This is a genomic window from Pseudomonas sp. VS40, assembly GCF_018587885.1.
Lineage (GTDB): Bacteria > Pseudomonadota > Gammaproteobacteria > Pseudomonadales > Pseudomonadaceae > Aquipseudomonas > Aquipseudomonas pergaminensis.
The window spans coordinates 717494-733967 of the sequence record NZ_JAGYWD010000001.1 but is presented as its reverse complement, the minus strand read 5'-3'; the positions used below and the strand labels follow the sequence as shown (position 1 = coordinate 733967).

Below are 16474 nucleotides of genomic sequence, written 5' to 3'. Positions count from 1 at the left end.
TTTATGGGGTTAATTATTTCCGGTTGTTGCTTAAAGACCACCGAGGTATTTTGCCCGACTCACACTTCTATCTTGGATAGCGCCGATGATTCGCATCATTATTGCTGACGATCACCCTATTGTCCGAGTCGGTCAGAGAGTGGTGATCGAGGCGAGTGGTAAGTGCAAAGTCGTGGGGGAGGCCAATGGCCCGGACCAACTGCTGACCCTGGTCGGCAGCACACCTTGCGATGTTATTGTCACGGACTTCGCCATGCCCGGCGACCATCAAGCCGATGGGTATGGATTGCTGGGATTGTTGCATCGCCAATACCCGAAATTGCCGGTGGTACTGGTGACCATGTTTGCCAATGTCTCGACCCTGCGTTCGGCATTTTCCCATGGGGCGCAGGCCGTCGTGGCCAAAAGCGCGTCAGCGCGGGAGCTGCCGCTGGCACTCAAGGCCGTGAGCGAAGGCCGCACCTTTGTCAGCGAATGCCTGCGCGTGCAACTGGATGAAGCCTGCCATGCGCAGCCAACGCAGCCGGCACGGCTGTCCGGTAAAGAACACGAAGTGGTGCGCATGCTCGCCAGCGGCATGACCGTCAGCCAGATTGCCGCGCGGGTCAATCGCAGCATCTCGACCATCAGCAAGCAAAAGAGTACGGCGATGCAGCGGTTATGCATTTCTACCGATGTGGATCTGTTTACCTATGCGCGGGAAAGTGGAATGGTGCCCTAGCAACTTTGCAAGTGCTTAAGTTGCAGATTTATTACAGGGGGAAGTGCGCGATTCGTAATACTTGCATTGGGTTAAAGTTGGACGCGCGTTAAATTTGACTCACGTACCCGGCAGCTATAAGTCGGGGCCTATATACCCTCTGTCCAACACTTAGTCGAACTGGCGCGGCAGTCTTTTGTCGTGCCAAGTTCGATGTTTAATGAGTCTTTTATGATGAAACATTCCCTGTCCCTTATTGCTGCCGTGTTTCTACTGTCCGGTGCGTCCAACTTGCTTGCCGCATCCGCGGTTGACCTGAGTGTCAAGGGCACCATTACGCCTTCCGCCTGCACCCCGACCTTGTCAAGTGGTGGTGTGGTCGAGCATGGAAAGATTTCCATGCAAGACCTGCATCCGTACCAGTCGACCAGACTGGCGGATGCCACGCTACAACTGACGGTCAACTGCGCTGCGTCGACTTTGTTTGCGATACAGAGCCATGACAACCGCGAAGGCACTTCAGCAGAATGGAACGGCGCTCGTCCCAATTATGGCCTTGGGTTGGCCAATGGCGATGTAAAAATTGGCTGGTACATGCTCAAAATGATCAACCCACTGGCTGATAGCGTGCCACGGGCAGTCATTGAATCAATCGACGGCAAGACCTGGCTTGATGCCCCCACTGGCACTGTCTGGCAACCGGGCTGGATGAGGTCGTTCAACGGCGCCGCCGGTGGCGATCCAGTGCCGCTTTCAATGGTGACCATGCAGGTGGATGTGGTGGTGGAGACCACCATCGCCGACAAACGCAAGTTGCCCGCTGACCAGGAAATCCCCCTCGACGGCAGTGCAACCCTGGATGTCGTCTACCTCTAACCTCGCCATGCTCCATTTATGCGGTGAATGACCATGGTGTTCCCAGGCTTCGCAGCTTATCGTGCACCCCTACAGCGATAATCGCGGAGCCTGCCCATGAGTGATGCCCATAACCTGTTGATCACCCGCTTCTATGAAGCCTTCCAACGCCTGGACGCGGAGGCCATGGCCGCCTGCTACACCGATGATGTGGTGTTCAGCGACCCGGCCTTTGGCGAACTGCGCGGCCGCGATGCCGGTGACATGTGGCGCATGCTCACCACACGGGCCAAGGACTTTTCGCTGACCTTCGACCATGTGCGCAGCGATGACACCACCGGCAGTGCGCATTGGGTGGCGACGTACCTGTTCAGCGCCACCGGCAATACCGTGGTCAATGACATTGGTGCGCGCTTTGTGTTTCGCGACGGCAAGATCTGCGAGCATCACGATCACTTTGACTTGTGGCGCTGGTCGCGTCAGGCGCTGGGCCTCAAGGGGCTGTTGCTGGGCTGGTCGCCGGCCCTGAAAAACGCCGTGCGTGCCCAGGCCTTGAAAGGTCTGAAGGCATTTCAGGCCGGTCGTTGATAAGCTTGGCGCTCCCCTGGTTTGCCGACACTGCCCGTGACTGATCTTCCTGACCCCAAACCCTGGTTTGTCTACCTGGTGCGTGCCGCCAACGGCTCGTTGTACTGTGGCATCAGCAATGACCCGGTGCGCCGCTTTGCCTCGCACCAGAGCGGCAAGGGCGCGCGGTTCTTCCTCTCCAGCCCCGCAGTGGCGCTGGTGTACACCGAGCAATGCGCGAGCAAAGGCGAGGCGCTGCGCCAGGAACGGCTGATCAAGAAGCTCAGGAAGAGCGCCAAGGAATGCCTGGCGGCAAGTGGCTCATTGATTTGACTGATGGGTTCCCATCGCACCGAGCCGCCGTATCGCAGGCTAAGCTAGCGGCTCATCCATTGAGCGGAGCCTGGCATGTCTGAGTTGATCCTGCACCACTACCCGCAATCCCCTTTCGCTGAAAAAGCCCGCCTGCTGCTGGGCTTTAAAGGCTTGTCCTGGCGCTCGGTGTTTATTTCACCGGTGATGCCCAAGCCCGACCTGACCGCCCTGACCGGTGGCTATCGCAAGACGCCGGTGCTGCAAGTGGGTGCGGATATCTATTGCGACACTGCATTGATCGCCCGGCGTCTGGAGCAAGAAAAGTCTGCGCCGGCGCTGTTCCCCCAAGGCCTGGAGTTGATCACCCAGGGCTTCGCGGCGTGGGCCGATTCGGTGGTGTTCTCCCATGCGGTGGCGCTGGTGTTCCAGCCGGAATCCCTGGCGGTCAAGTTCGCCAAGGTGCCGCCGCAAATGCTCCAGGTGCTGGTGGCCGACCGTGCCAAGTTGTTCAGTGGTGGCACCGCGACCCGGGTGCAATTGGAGGTGGCCAAGCACCAGTGGCCGGCGATTGTCAGCCGTATCGACCAACAATTGCAGCACCAGGCCGGGGATTTCCTGTTCGGCGAGCCGTCGATTGCCGACTTTGCCCTGGCCCACCCGTTGTGGTTCCTCAAAGGTTCGTCGGTGACGGCGCCGCTGGTGGACGCGTACCCGGCTGTCGCCGCGTGGCTGGAACGGGTCCTGGGCTTTGGCCATGGCACGGCCAGCGAGATGAGCGCCGAGCAAGCGTTGGAAGTCGCTCGCAATGCCACACCTGCCGCCTTGCCCGAGGAACTGTTCGAGGACTTGAACGGCTTCAAGGCCGGCCAGCAGGTGACGATTTCAGCCACTGATTACGGGACCGACCCTGTGGCGGGCGAACTGTTGTTTGTGGGACGCGAGGAGCTGATCCTGCGCCGTAGCGATGAACGTGCTGGCACCGTGCATGTGCATTTCCCACGCATGGGGTTTTGCATCCAGGCGCAATAAACAAAATATTTGCAAATAAAAGTGAGGTAAATCCACCGCCCAACCGTGTAGTGCTTGAAACTGCGATCTATTCGCATTAACAGCGTTTTCTACACGGGTTCTCACAGCATGAAGTCGACGGCGGGCGGTTGGGTAAAACAGTGGCTGGGAGCCTCGGCATTGGCAGTATCGGGGCTGGCGTTGCTGCCCCTGAACGTGGCGCAGGCGCAGGCGCAGCAAAGCGCCCAGTTCAACTTTGCCCTGGCGGCCAAACCGCTGCCCCAGGCCCTGAGCGATTTCAGCCGGGTCACCGGGATCAGCGTGATCTACACCGACGAAGCGCCCTATGGTCTCCAGGCCCCGGCGGTCAGCGGGCAGATGAGTGCGACCCAGGCCCTGCAACGGTTGCTCGGCAACACCGGCTTTACCTTCCGCCAGATCGACGCGCGTACCCTGGCCCTGGAACCGGTGCCTACCGACGGCGCGGTCAACCTTGGCGCGACCACCATCAGCGGTGTCGGCCAGCAGGCCCAGGACGGCACCAGCTACCAGCCGCCGCCCACCAGTTCGGTGATGCGCTCCCATGGCCTGCTGCTGGAAACCCCGCAAACCGTCAACGTGGTTCCGGCCCAAGTGCTGCGCGACCAGACCCCGCGCAACCTGGATGACGCCCTGGGCAATATCAGTGGCATCACCCAGGCCAATACCCTGGCCAGCACCCAGGACGCGGTGATGCTGCGCGGTTTTGGCGACAACCGTAACGGCTCGATCATGCGCGACGGCATGCCTATCGTGCAGGGGCGTGCGCTGAATGCCACGGCGGAGCGGGTCGAAGTCCTCAAGGGGCCCGCCTCCTTGTTGTACGGCATCCAGGACCCGGGCGGAGTGGTGAACATCGTCAGCAAAAAGCCTGAGCTGGTCCAATCCACCGCCCTGACCGTGCGCGGCTCCACCTTCGGTGATGGCAAGAACGGTAGCGGCGGCAGCCTAGACACCACCGGCCCGATTGGCGACAGCGGCCTGGCCTATCGGCTGATCGTCGACCATGAAGACGAGGATTACTGGCGCAACTTCGGTACCCACCGCGAGAGCCTGATCGCGCCGTCGCTGGCCTGGTATGGCGACACCACCAAGCTGTTGTTTGCCTACGAACACCGCGAGTTCCTCACGCCGTTCGACCGGGGCACCGCCATCGATCCAAAGACCAACCATCCGCTGGACATCCCGGCCACCCGCCGGCTGGACGAACCCTTCAACAACATGGAAGGCCGGTCTGACCTGTACCGCTTCGAAGCCGACCACGACCTGAACGACGACTGGAAGGCTCACTTCGGCTACAGCTGGAACCGCGAAACCTACGATGCCAGCCAAGTGCGCGTGAGCGCGGTGAACACCAACGGCACCCTGACCCGCAAGATGGATGGCACCAAGGGGGCGATCACCACCGACCGTTTCGCCACCGCGAGCCTGGAAGGCAAGGTCAATGTGTTCGGCTTGCAGAATGATGTGGTATTCGGCCTGGATGACGAGTACCGCAAGATCTATCGCGCCGATCTGATTCGCCAGAACTCCCGTGGCACCTTTAACTACAACAACCCGGTGTATGGCAACGAAGTGGCGGGCACCACCGTCAGCCCTGCTGACAGTGCGCAAACCGACCTGCTGCGCAGCGACTCGCTGTTCTTCCAGGACGCGATTCACCTGAACGAGCAGTGGATTTTTGTCGCCGGTGCGCGCTACCAGATGTATGACCAATACGCCGGCAAGGGCGTGCCATTCAAGGCCAACACCAACGGCAACGGCCAGGCCTGGGTGCCGCGTGCGGGGCTGGTGTATCGCTACACCGACGAACTGTCGTTCTATGGCAGCTACACCGAATCGTTCAAACCCAACTCCACCATTGCCGCCTTGGCTGACGGCAGCACGCTGACCGGCGACCTGACACCCGAGGAGTCCAAGTCCTGGGAGCTGGGGGCCAAGCTCGATATCCCAGGGCGCATCACCGCCAGCGCGGCGTTGTTTACCATCGACAAGCGCAATGTGCTGGTGTCGGTCGGTTCCGGCGCGAACACCGTCTACAGCATTGCCGGCCAGGTGCGTTCCCGTGGCCTGGAGCTGGACGCCACCGGCCAACTGACCGACAAGTGGAGCCTGATCGGCAGCTACGCCTACACCGATGCCGAAGACATCAAGGACAAGGACCCGACCCTGGAAGGCAACCGCCTGCAGAACGTTGCCAAGCACACAGGCTCGCTGTCGGTGGCCTATGACTTCGGCAACGTCTTTGGTGGCGATCAGTTGCGGGTGGGAACCGGTGCGCGGTATGTCGGCGAGCGTGCGGGGGATGCTGCCAACGATTTCACGCTGCCGGGGTATACCGTGGCGGATGCCTTTGCCACCTACGACACCAGGATCGATGGGCAGAAGGTCAAGTTCCAGCTCAACTTGAAGAACATGTTCGACCGCGTCTACTACACCTCGGCGGCCAGCCGGCTGTTTGTGTCCATGGGGGATGCGCGGCAGGTGTCGGTGTCGAGCACCCTGGAGTTCTAATGCAGTAGCCGGCTTGCGGTGTAGGCCGGTTTTTTCGCCAGCAAGCCGGCTCCTACAGTGGTAGCGTTGTCGCTCAGTTTTTTGCGGAAACCAATCACCGATGCAATTTGGAAAGTGGATATACACCGGCACAATGCTGTTTTTGCTGGGTGGCTGCGCGAGTGTTTCACCGACTTCCACCCCGGCACGCCTGGACCAGCTCCTGACTGACCCGGCCCTTAACGGCGCTACCGTCTCCCTGATGGTGCGCGACGCCCGCAGCGGCAGCACGCTGTACCAGCACAACCCGCGAACCCGTCTGATTCCGGCGTCCAACCTCAAACTGCTCACCACCGCAGCGGCAATGGATGTGCTGGGGCCGCAGTACCGTTTCTCCACCCAACTGCTGGGCAATGGCACGCAACAAGGCGAGCAGCTGAGCGGCAACCTGTACCTGCGTGGCCTGGGCGACCCGACCACGCAGTTCGCCGACTACCAGGCGTTGGCTGCACAACTGGCGGAGCAGGGCGTGCGCCAGGTCCAGGGCGATCTTGTCTTCGACGACACCTGGTTCGACGCGGAACGGCTAGGCGTGGATTGGGCCCAGGACGATGAAAGCACCTATTACGGCGCGCAGATTTCGGCGCTGACCGTGTCACCCAACACCGATTTTGATGCGGGCACCTTGCTGGTCACGGCGAAGGCGCCGGTAATGGCGGGCCAGCCGGTGAGCGTGGTCATCAGCCCGCCCACGGACTACGTGCAACTCAGCAATCGCGCCGTCAGCGGCCCTGGCAACAACTACGGCATCACCCGTCAGCACGGTACCAACCTGCTGCAACTCAGCGGCGCACTGGCGCCGGGCAAGCAGAGCCGGCAGTGGGTGAGCGTGTGGGAGCCGACCCAACTGGTGGCGAACCTGTTTGAACAGGCGCTGGCGCAGCAGGGCATCACGGTGATGGGGCGGCGTGTGATCGGCGGTGTGAGCCCGGCGACGGCGAGGGTGCTGGCGGAACATCAATCGGCACCTTTGCAGGCACTGATCACGCCGCTGCTCAAACTCTCGAACAACAACATGTCCGAAGCCTTGCTCAAGACCATGGGGCGCAAGACCGCCAACGCGGGCACGGCGCAGGCCGGTGTCGCGGCCGTGGCGGACTTCATGCGGCGCCAGGGGCTGGACCCGATGACGCTGAGCCAGGTCGATGGCTCGGGGCTGTCACGGCGTAACCTGGTGTCGTCGCAAAACCTCACCGATCTGCTGCTGGCCACGGCCAAACAGCCCTGGTTCGATGCCTGGTACAACGCCTTGCCCATTGCCGGCAACCCGGACCGCATGACCGGTGGCAGCCTGCGCTACCGCTTGCGCGGCACGGCGGCTGAAAACAACCTGCATGCCAAGACCGGCTCCATGGCCGGTGTGTCTTCGTTGAGTGGCTACATCACCGACGCCGAGGGCCGGCGCCTGGTGTTTTCAATCATCAGCAACAACTACGTCAGTGGCGCTGCACCCGTGCGTGCGCTGGAGAACCGCGTGGCGCTGGCCCTGACCCAGTGGCACGACTAGCTCAGGGCTGGTGGCCCATGCGCCAACTCACGGCCCGGGTCGCCGCCAGCAAGCGCTGCGCCGCCGGGCCGTCCTCGTCGGCGTGGAACAACGAGGTGGGGCCGACCACGGTCATCACTGCCGCCACTTGACCGACGGCGTTGAACACCGGCGCCGACAACGCATCAACGCCGGGCATCAACAAGCCATGCACAAAATGCAGGCCACGGCTGCGGATCTGTGCGCAGGCGGTGGCGTACGCCTGGTCATCCGCCAGGGCATGGGCGGTGCCGGCCTGGATCTCGCGCTCACGCAACTCCACGGTTTCCCGCGACGGCAGGAAGGCGCTGAACACCAGCCCGGTGGATGAACTGAGCAGCGGCAGCACCGAACCCAATTGCGTCACCACCGTCACGGCACGCACTGCCGGTTCGATCTGCACCACGGTCGCGCCCTGGTTGCCCCACACCGCCAGGAAGCAGGTTTCATTCAATTCATCGCGCAGCTCAGCCAGGGGCATCGCGCCAACCTTCAACACATCCATGCTGCCCAGTGCCGCCAGGCCGACGCGCAAGGCTTCACGGCCCAGGCCGTAGTGGTTGGTGGCCGTGTTCTGTTCGGCGAACCCCGAGGCGATCAGCGCTTGGAGGTAGCGGTGCACCTTGCTCGCCGGCATCTGCACGTGATCGGCCAGGCGCGACAACGAAGTGGCCGGGGACAGTTCGGCCAGGGCCTTGAGGATATCGGTGCCCACTTCGGCCGAGCGGACTTTCTGTTTACCGGTGTCGCGGGGCTTTTCCATGGAGGAGCGAGAATCCGAGAGATGAATGGGCGTCTTTATAGCTTGACGGTCGATAGTGATCAAATTACGTTATGCGTAACTGGATTACGATAAAAACAACTTCCGCTCAGAGGACGATCCATGAACCTCGAATACCTGTCGGGCTTCGGCAATGAATTCGCCAGCGAAGCCCTACCCGGCGCACTGCCCGTCGGCCAGAATTCCCCGCAAAAAGCGCCCTATGGGCTGTACACCGAACTGTTTTCCGGCACGGCCTTCACCATGGTGCGCAGCGAAGCCCGCCGCACTTGGCTGTACCGCATCCAGCCATCGGCCAATCACCCGGCGTTCAGCAAACTTGAACGGCAGTTGGCCGGTGGGCCGTTGGGGGCAGTGACGCCCAATCGCTTACGCTGGAACCCGCTGGATATTCCGAGCGAGCCGACGGACTTTATCGATGGCCTCGTGGGAATGGTCGCTAATTCCGGGTCGGAAAAACCCTCGGGCATCAGCGTCTATAACTACCGCGCCAATCGCTCGATGGAGCGCGTGTTCTTCAACGCCGACGGCGAATTATTGATCGTGCCGGAACAGGGCCGCCTGCGCATCGCCACCGAGCTTGGCGTGCTGGACGTCGAACCGCTGGAAATCGTCGTGCTGCCGCGCGGCCTCAAATTCCGCGTTGAGCTGCTGGACGCCCAGGCGCGTGGCTACGTCGCCGAGAACCACGGCGCCCCGCTGCGCCTGCCGGACCTGGGGCCCATCGGCAGCAATGGCCTGGCCAACCCGCGCGATTTCCTGACGCCGGTGGCCCACTACGAAGACCTCAAGCAACCCACCACACTGGTACAGAAGTTCCTCGGCGAACTCTGGGCCTGTGAGCTGGACCATTCCCCGCTCAACGTGGTCGCCTGGCATGGCAATAACGTGCCATACAAATACGACTTGCGCCGCTTCAACACCCTCGGCACCGTGAGCTTCGACCACCCGGACCCGTCGATTTTTACCGTATTGACCTCGCCCACCAGCACCCATGGCCTGGCCAACCTCGACTTTGTGATCTTCCCGCCGCGCTGGATGGTGGCCGAGAACACCTTCCGTCCGCCGTGGTTCCACCGCAACCTGATGAACGAATATATGGGCCTGATCCAGGGCGCCTACGACGCCAAGGCCGAAGGCTTCCTGCCCGGCGGTGCGTCCTTGCACAGCTGCATGAGCGCCCACGGCCCGGACGGCGAAACCTGCACCAAGGCGATCAATGTGGACCTGGCGCCGCACAAGATCGATAACACCATGGCCTTCATGTTCGAGACCAGCCAAGTGCTGCGTCCGACCCAGTTCGCCCTGGACTGCCCGCAACTGCAACCGTCTTATGACGCGTGCTGGGCCTCGTTGCCCGCCACCTTCAACCCGAACCGGAGATAACCCATGACGCAGCCGACACCTACCCGCAGCTGGGTGGCCTCCGCCAATGGTCACAGCGATTTTCCCCTGCAAAACCTGCCGCTGGGCGTGTTCAGTATCAACGGCTCTGCACCGCGCGCTGGCGTGGCGATTGGCGACTCGATCCTGGACCTGCACGCCGCCATCGATGAGTTCGACGGTGAAGCCCGTCGCGCCGTCGACGCGACAGCCGGTGGCCAGCTGAACGCCTTTTTCGAACTGGGCCGAGGCCCGCGCGTGGCCCTGCGCGAGCGCCTGCTGGAACTGTTGACCGAAGGCAGCACACTGCAGACGCGTGAAGCGCAAGTGCTGCACCGCGCTGCTGATTGCCAGATGCACCTGCCGGCGCGGATCAATGACTACACTGACTTCTATGTCGGTATCGAACATGCGCAAAACGTCGGCAAATTGTTCCGACCTGATAACCCTCTGCTGCCGAACTACAAGTACGTGCCGATCGGTTATCACGGTCGTGCCTCGACCATCCGCACCTCGGGCACCGACGTGCGCCGCCCCAAGGGCCAGACCTTGCCCGCCGGCCAGACCGAACCGACCTTCGGCCCATGCGCACGCCTGGACTACGAACTGGAGCTGGGCGTGTGGATCGGCCAGGGCAATGCGATGGGCGATTCGATTGCCATTGGCGACGCGGCGGAGCATATCGCCGGTTTCTGCCTGCTCAATGACTGGTCGGCGCGGGATATCCAGGCCTGGGAATACCAGCCGTTGGGGCCGTTCCTGTCGAAGAGCTTCATCACCACCATTTCACCGTGGGTGGTGACGGCCGAGGCGCTTGAGCCGTTCCGCACAGCCCAACCGGCGCGGCCTGAGGGCGACCCGCAGCCGCTGTCATACTTGCTGGACAAACGTGACCAGGCCGCTGGCGCCCTGGACATCGAATTGGAAGTACTGCTCACCACCGCCGCCATGCGCGAGCAGAACCTGCCGGCTCATCGGCTGGCCCTGAGCAACAGCCTGTATATGTACTGGACCGTCGCGCAATTGGTGGCCCACCACAGCGTCAACGGCTGCCAGTTGCAGGCCGGTGACCTGTTTGGTACGGGCACCTTGTCGGGCCCGCAAGCCGGTCAGTTCGGCAGCCTGTTGGAAATGACCGAGGGTGGTAAAAAGCCTGTCGAGTTACCGTCTGGCGAAGTGCGCAAGTTCCTCGAAGACGGCGACGAAATCATCCTGCGCGCCCGCTGCAGCCGCGAAGGGTTTGCGTCCATCGGCTTCGGCGAGTGCCGTGGCACCGTGGTCGCAGCGCGCTAGGAGGGCAGGGTGATGGAGCTCTATACCTACTACCGTTCCACCGCGTCGTACCGGGTGCGCATTGCCCTGGCGCTCAAGGGCCTGGATTTCTCCGCCGTGCCGGTCAACCTGTTGGTGCCGGCGGGCGGTGCGAATCGCCAGCCCGAGTACCTGGCGATCAACCCGCAAGGCCGTGTGCCGGCCTTGCGCACCGATGAGGGGGAGTTGTTGATCCAGTCGCTGGCGATCATCGAGTACCTGGAGGAACGTTATCCACAGGTGACGTTGCTCTCCAACGACCTGGTGGCCCGTGCGCATGCGCGTGCGGTGGCGGCGATCATCGGCTGCGATGTCCACCCGCTGCACAACTCCAGCACCCAGAACCTGCTGCGCCAGTGGGGGCATGACGAGGCGCAACTGCTGGAGTGGATTGGCCATTGGATCAGCCAGGGGTTGGGGGCAGTGGAGCAGTTGATTGGCGATCAGGGGTATTGCTTCGGCGATACGCCGGGGCTGGCTGATGCGTTCCTGATTCCGCAGTTGTATGCGGCTGAGCGCTTCAAGGTGTCGTTGGCGGCGTACCCGCGTATTGGGCGGGTGGCGGCGTTGGCGGCGCAGCATCCGGCATTTATCCAGGCACATCCCGCCAACCAACCCGACACCCCATAGCCCGACAACGTTGTGCTTGACCCTAAAAATAAAAACAAAGGTACCTTGCGATGCACAATCAGATTGCCAGCTTCCGCGCGGCACTCGACGCCCGTCCGGTGTCGCGCTATCAGTGGTTGATTCTCCTGTTGCTGGCGCTGTTGCTGGTGACCGATGGCTACGACGCGCAAGTGCTCGGCTATGTGGTGCCGGCTCTGGCCAAGGACTGGGGGCTGGAAAAAGCCGCGTTCGGTCCGGTGTTCAGCGCCAACCTGCTCGGGCTCACGCTGGGCTCGCTGCTGGTGACACCCTTGGCCGACCGCTTTGGCGTGCGGCGCATTCTGCTCGGCTGCGTGCTGATCTACGCCAGCCTCACGGTGCTGATGGTGTTCGCCAACTCACTGAGCAGCTTGATGGCCGCTAGGTTTATCTGCGGTATCGGCATGGGGGGCGCCATGCCGAGTGCCATGGCGTTGATGTCGGAATACTCCCCACCACGCTTGCGCACCTTGATGGTGACCCTGGCGGCCTGTGGTTTCTCGTTTGGCGGGGCGGCGGGTGGGTTTGTGGCGGCGGGGTTTATCGAAGGCTTCGGGTGGCAGGCCGTGTTTCTGGCCGGTGGTGTGACGCCGCTGCTGTTGTTTCCGTTTCTGGTGTGGCTGCTGCCGGAGTCGCTACCGCGCTTGCTGCGTGATGCACCGCCTTATGCGCGGCTGCAGAAAGTCACCTCACGCATGCTGCCGGACTGGCAACCGCCGCTGGCGAGCGAGGCGCAAAACCAGGAGGAGCAAGGCAGCAAACTGACCGTGGTGGAGTTGTTCCGCAACGGCTATGCACGCCCGACGTTGCTGATTTGGGCGACCTTCTTTGTCAGCCTGATCTTGCTGTACTTCATGATCAGCTGGTTGCCATCGTTGCTGCTGGAAAGTGGCTTGGCGCTGAAAGAAGCCAACCTGGTGACTTCGATGTTTCTGTTTGCCGGCACCCTGGGTGCCATCGGCATGGCCTGGTTCGCCGACCGCTTGAAAAGCAAAGTGCGATTGCTCTCCGGCGTGCTGGCAGCCGCTGCGGTGTGCACCATCCTGCTCGGCCTGAACCATGACAACCCGCGCTACCTGGTGGCCTGTGTGTTTGCGGCCGGGTTTTGCATCATCGGGGGCCAACTGACCCTCAATGCCTTTGCCAGCAATTTCTACCCGGCGCACGTGCGCGCCACGGGTACGGGCTGGGCGTTGGGCGTGGGTCGGTTTGGCTCAATCCTGGGACCACTGTTTGGCAGCATGCTGCTGGCGATGCATATCCCGGTGGAGCAGATTTTCTTTTTCTGCGCGATTCCGGCGGTGATGGCGGCGTTGTTGATTATCCAAGTGCGTTCGCCCGGGGTTCAGGCGCCGAAGAGCCCGCTGCCCGGCGATGTGCTCAGGGTGCCGGCGAAGCACTGATTCATCGCAGGAATAATGGTTTGCTCAATGCACCACTGTATTGGGCGGCAGATGCCCCAGCCGCTCGGTCAGGCGCAGGCGCTGGATCGGGTCTTCGCTGAGCATCAGCGCGTGTTCCAGGTCATAACGCTCGGCGTTGGGGCAGTCCAGCCGCTGGTACAGGCTGGCCCGCGCCAGGTAATCGGCGGCGCTGGCATTGCCCAGCTCCAGCACGCGCTCGGCGTCGACCAGGGCCGCGAGCGGCACATCGTTGGAAAGATGCAATTGGCGCAGGTTGCGTGACAGCCGTTGCAGGATCGAGCGCGGGTCGGCGGTGTGCAGGTGGTCGGCCTGCAATTTGAGGTTAGGGCCGTACTGGCGTTGCAGCAGGTCGCGGCAGTCATTGGGGTACAGGCGCCGGCCGCCGCACGGGTCGAGCAGGTGGTCGGCGCCGGGCACGCGCAGCAGGAAGTGGCCGGGGAAGTTCACGCCAACCAAGGGAATATCCAGGCGACGCGCCAGCTCAAGGGCAATCAGCCCCATCGCCAAGGGTTGCCCGCGCTTGCGCTGCAACACCTTGTCCAACAGGGCAGCAGCAGGACGCAGCGGGGTGAATTCGTCTTGCGCAAACCCCAGGTCATTCATACGCCGCAACAGCGGCTGGCCCAGCTCATCGGCAGGCAGCAGGGGCATGCCTTGGCTCACCTGCTGTTGCAGCAACGCCAACTCCTGCAGGATCACCAGCGGCTGCACCGCCGGGTCGTGCTCGGCGGCTATCCACAGCGCGGCTTCAAACAGCGCAGGGGGCGAGCGTTCCAGGCAGGCAAAAAAGGCTTTGCGGGGATTCATTGCATTCTCCGGCGGATGCCCCCGTTTTAGCCTTGCTGGGAATTTTCGTCCAGTGGCTTAGGAAATATCCTGCGTGCTTATGTCGCAAGCCCTCCTAAAACGGCCGTCTTATTCCAGCGTGGTCCGGCAGTTTTTTACCGCAAGCCTATACTTGGCCCACTACCAGAAGTGATTCGGGAGCTTGACGATGTTTGCTCTCATGCACAGCACCCGCCTTGAATCGCTGCACCTGAGCGTCGACCCGGTCACCGGGCTGAAGGCGGTCATCGCCATCCATAACAGCCGCCTGGGCCCCGCGCTCGGCGGCTGTCGCTATCTCTCCTACCCCGACGACGAAAGCGCCGTGGCCGATGCCGCGCGCCTGGCCCAAGGCATGAGCTACAAGGCCGCGTTGGCAGGCTTGCCGGTGGGCGGTGGCACCGCCGTGATCCTGCGGCCGGCCCATGTGGAAAACCGCGCGGCGCTGTTCGAGGCCTTTGGCCGTTGCGTCGAGCAACTCGACGGTCGCTACATCACCGCCACCGACAGCGGCACCTCGGTGGCCGACATGGACTGCATCGCCCAGCACACCCGTTTTGTCACCAGCACCACCGCCGCCGGCGACCCGTCTCCACATGCCGCCATGGGCGTATTCGCCGGTATCCGCACCACGGCCATGGCACGCCTGGGCAGCGATAACCTCGAAGGCCTGCGCGTGGCGATCCAAGGCCTGGGCAATGTCGGTTATGCCTTGGCCGAACAACTGCACGCCGCCGGGGCCGAACTGCTGGTCAGCGACATCGACCACGGCAAGGTGCAACTGGCCATGGAACAACTGGGCGCCCACCCCATCGCCAATGACGCCTTGCTCAGTACCCCCTGCGACATCCTCGCGCCCTGCGGCCTCGGCGCCGTACTCAACCGCCAGAGCGTCGGCCAACTGCGCTGTGCCGCCGTCGCCGGTTCCGCCAGCGCGCAATTGACCAACCTGCAAGTGGCCGACCAACTGGAAGGGCGCGGCATCCTCTACGCCCCGGACTATGTGATCAACTCCGGCGGGCTGATCTACGTCGCACTCCAGCACAGCGGGGCGGATCTGCCGACCATCACTGCGCACCTGTCCAACATCGGCAAACGCCTCACGGAAATCTTTGCCCACGCCCAGGCAGAAAAACGCTCACCCGCGCGGGTGGCGGATGAGCTGGCGGAGCGATTGCTGTACCGCTGACGCAAGTCAGAGCGAATACTTTTCGCGCACAAGTGGGCCGACACCCAGGCGATCAAGAATGTGCATCGGGCACAGGAACGTGACGCGGACAGTGCCCGGCAACCGGCTTATTTCAATCGAGCCGTTAAGCGTTGCCCGGTTGCGTACCTCATCCATAGAAAGGCCGGTGACCGCAGCCGCGCGTTCCAAGCCGTTTTCCGTCGCAAGGTTGAGGTCGGCTCCGCTGCCGATAAAGGTAATGGGCCCATTGTCTTCGATTTCGACCTGCCCCCAGCGCTCGCCCAGTGCCTTGACTTGCAGCCGTTGCTCGGCGGTCATGGGGCGTGCCATGGGCGGCAGATCGTCAAGGTTTTGCAGCAGGATCGGGCCGTCGAGGGTCAACCCTTTGATCACGTGGGCGGTGAGTTCGGTTTCCCCCGACACATCGGTGGCATGCCCGGCAATTTCACCATTGCCTTGCTGGGCATGCATATCTCCCATGTACACCCCGGCGCCGGGGACTCTTACCGGACAAATCAGGACGCAACCTTCGCGTACCGAGTTGGTGTCCATGTGCCCGTCGGTTTTTGCCGCATGCAGTTGTTCGTGTGTCATGCCGTAGCGGTGAGGGGCGCCGACCAGGTATTGCCCGAAGTCGGCGCAGTTGTGGGAATCCGGCAAATCCCGTGAAGGCATAGTACCGATATTGCCCAGGAACGGCCGCATATGAGCCGCAAGGCCAGGGATGTCGGCGCGGGCCAGGGACAGAATGGAGTGCTGGGCGGACAGTTCCGGCAACGCCGCCATCTGCGGTGCCTGGCCGGCAAGGCGGTCGGCCACGGCCTGGTTCACGGTCAGGCTCACTTGGTGCTCGGCATCGAACACGATGACGTAGCCATGGCTGAAACGAAACGCGCTGACCTCTGCATCGCAGGCATTGCAGCGGATAGCCTCTGCGCCGATGCCTTCGACATGGCTGGCGGGATGCTCTTGCCCGCAATTGGAGCAGAATTTGGCGACAAAGGGGTCGCCGTGATAGCGCCCTTCAACGAAGCGCATGACGCCTGAGGAGGTGGCGTGGGACGTCACGCGCATGCGTATGATCTTTAGGGCCACAGCGTCACCGACCTCGGCGCCGGCGATGAATACGGGTTGAGTCACCTCATGCCCCCCCTCAAACGCGGGCGTGATCATCGGGCCCCAGCAACCCGGCGGGGTTCCTGTGATGAGCGTGCCGCCGTCAGCCAGCGGGCCGAGCATTTTCTGGCTGGGGCCGATGAGTCCGTTGGTGTAGGTGTTGACGATCAGGCGATCAACCGGTGCTGGGTTGTGCATTTTTTATTCTCCGGGTCCTATGTGATTGAACCTTCAC

General features: G+C 62.4%; 15 protein-coding genes. 12 read left to right on the top strand and 3 right to left on the bottom strand.

Annotation, left to right across the window (positions count from 1 at the left end):
• Nucleotides 1–85 precede the first annotated feature (85 nt).
• The 7 genes from KHP07_RS03290 to dacB all read left to right on the top strand — a co-directional run bounded on the left by KHP07_RS03290 (nt 86) and on the right by dacB (nt 7544).
• The gene (locus tag KHP07_RS03290) at nt 86–721 is read left to right on the top strand and encodes a response regulator (protein WP_078047016.1); all 636 of its coding nucleotides are present in this window, start codon (nt 86–88) and stop codon (nt 719–721) included.
• A gap of 213 nt (nt 722–934) precedes the next feature.
• A complete protein-coding gene (locus KHP07_RS03285; protein WP_078047017.1) occupies nt 935–1576 on the top strand; it encodes a DUF1120 domain-containing protein in 642 nt (213 codons plus the stop codon).
• A 96-nt stretch (nt 1577–1672) separates the two neighbouring features.
• The gene (locus KHP07_RS03280; RefSeq protein ID WP_078047018.1) at nt 1673–2143 is read left to right on the top strand and encodes a nuclear transport factor 2 family protein; all 471 of its coding nucleotides are present in this window, start codon (nt 1673–1675) and stop codon (nt 2141–2143) included.
• 36 nt (nt 2144–2179) lie between these two features.
• Nucleotides 2180–2455, top strand: a complete 276-nt coding sequence (locus KHP07_RS03275) for a GIY-YIG nuclease family protein (protein WP_078050872.1) — start codon at nt 2180–2182, stop codon at nt 2453–2455.
• A 75-nt stretch (nt 2456–2530) separates the two neighbouring features.
• A complete protein-coding gene (locus tag KHP07_RS03270; RefSeq protein ID WP_078047019.1) occupies nt 2531–3466 on the top strand; it encodes a glutathione S-transferase family protein in 936 nt (311 codons plus the stop codon).
• A gap of 108 nt (nt 3467–3574) precedes the next feature.
• The gene (locus KHP07_RS03265; protein ID WP_214496596.1) at nt 3575–5998 is read left to right on the top strand and encodes a TonB-dependent siderophore receptor; all 2424 of its coding nucleotides are present in this window, start codon (nt 3575–3577) and stop codon (nt 5996–5998) included.
• 100 nt (nt 5999–6098) lie between these two features.
• On the top strand, nt 6099–7544 hold the full coding sequence (gene dacB, locus KHP07_RS03260) for a D-alanyl-D-alanine carboxypeptidase/D-alanyl-D-alanine endopeptidase (protein WP_214496595.1): 1446 nt from the start codon (nt 6099–6101) through the stop codon (nt 7542–7544).
• Between the two features lies 1 nt (nt 7545).
• Here dacB and KHP07_RS03255 read toward each other — a convergent pair whose 3' ends face one another.
• Nucleotides 7546–8325 (bottom strand): IclR family transcriptional regulator, encoded by a 780-nt coding sequence (locus KHP07_RS03255; RefSeq protein ID WP_214496594.1) that lies wholly within the window; start codon nt 8323–8325, stop codon nt 7546–7548.
• Between the two features lie 120 nt (nt 8326–8445).
• Here KHP07_RS03255 and hmgA point away from each other — a divergent pair, with 120 nt between their 5' ends.
• Genes hmgA through KHP07_RS03235 form a run of 4 tightly spaced genes read left to right on the top strand, consistent with a single transcriptional unit; the run spans nt 8446 to nt 13088 of the window.
• The gene (gene hmgA / locus KHP07_RS03250; protein ID WP_214496593.1) at nt 8446–9729 is read left to right on the top strand and encodes a homogentisate 1,2-dioxygenase; all 1284 of its coding nucleotides are present in this window, start codon (nt 8446–8448) and stop codon (nt 9727–9729) included.
• A 3-nt stretch (nt 9730–9732) separates the two neighbouring features.
• On the top strand, nt 9733–11019 hold the full coding sequence (fahA, locus tag KHP07_RS03245) for a fumarylacetoacetase (protein WP_078047024.1): 1287 nt from the start codon (nt 9733–9735) through the stop codon (nt 11017–11019).
• A gap of 12 nt (nt 11020–11031) precedes the next feature.
• On the top strand, nt 11032–11667 hold the full coding sequence (gene maiA / locus KHP07_RS03240) for a maleylacetoacetate isomerase (protein WP_100491442.1): 636 nt from the start codon (nt 11032–11034) through the stop codon (nt 11665–11667).
• A gap of 50 nt (nt 11668–11717) precedes the next feature.
• A complete protein-coding gene (locus KHP07_RS03235) occupies nt 11718–13088 on the top strand; it encodes an MFS transporter (protein ID WP_214496592.1) in 1371 nt (456 codons plus the stop codon).
• Between the two features lie 24 nt (nt 13089–13112).
• Here KHP07_RS03235 and KHP07_RS03230 read toward each other — a convergent pair whose 3' ends face one another.
• Nucleotides 13113–13916, bottom strand: a complete 804-nt coding sequence (locus KHP07_RS03230; protein ID WP_078047027.1) for a SirB1 family protein — start codon at nt 13914–13916, stop codon at nt 13113–13115.
• Nucleotides 13917–14103: 187 nt separating this feature from the next.
• Here KHP07_RS03230 and KHP07_RS03225 point away from each other — a divergent pair, with 187 nt between their 5' ends.
• The gene (locus KHP07_RS03225) at nt 14104–15123 is read left to right on the top strand and encodes a Leu/Phe/Val dehydrogenase (RefSeq protein ID WP_078047028.1); all 1020 of its coding nucleotides are present in this window, start codon (nt 14104–14106) and stop codon (nt 15121–15123) included.
• Between the two features lie 6 nt (nt 15124–15129).
• Here KHP07_RS03225 and KHP07_RS03220 read toward each other — a convergent pair whose 3' ends face one another.
• Nucleotides 15130–16437, bottom strand: coding sequence for an acetamidase/formamidase family protein (locus KHP07_RS03220; protein ID WP_214496591.1), 1308 nt, complete (start codon nt 16435–16437; stop codon nt 15130–15132).
• Nucleotides 16438–16474: the final 37 nt, after the last annotated feature.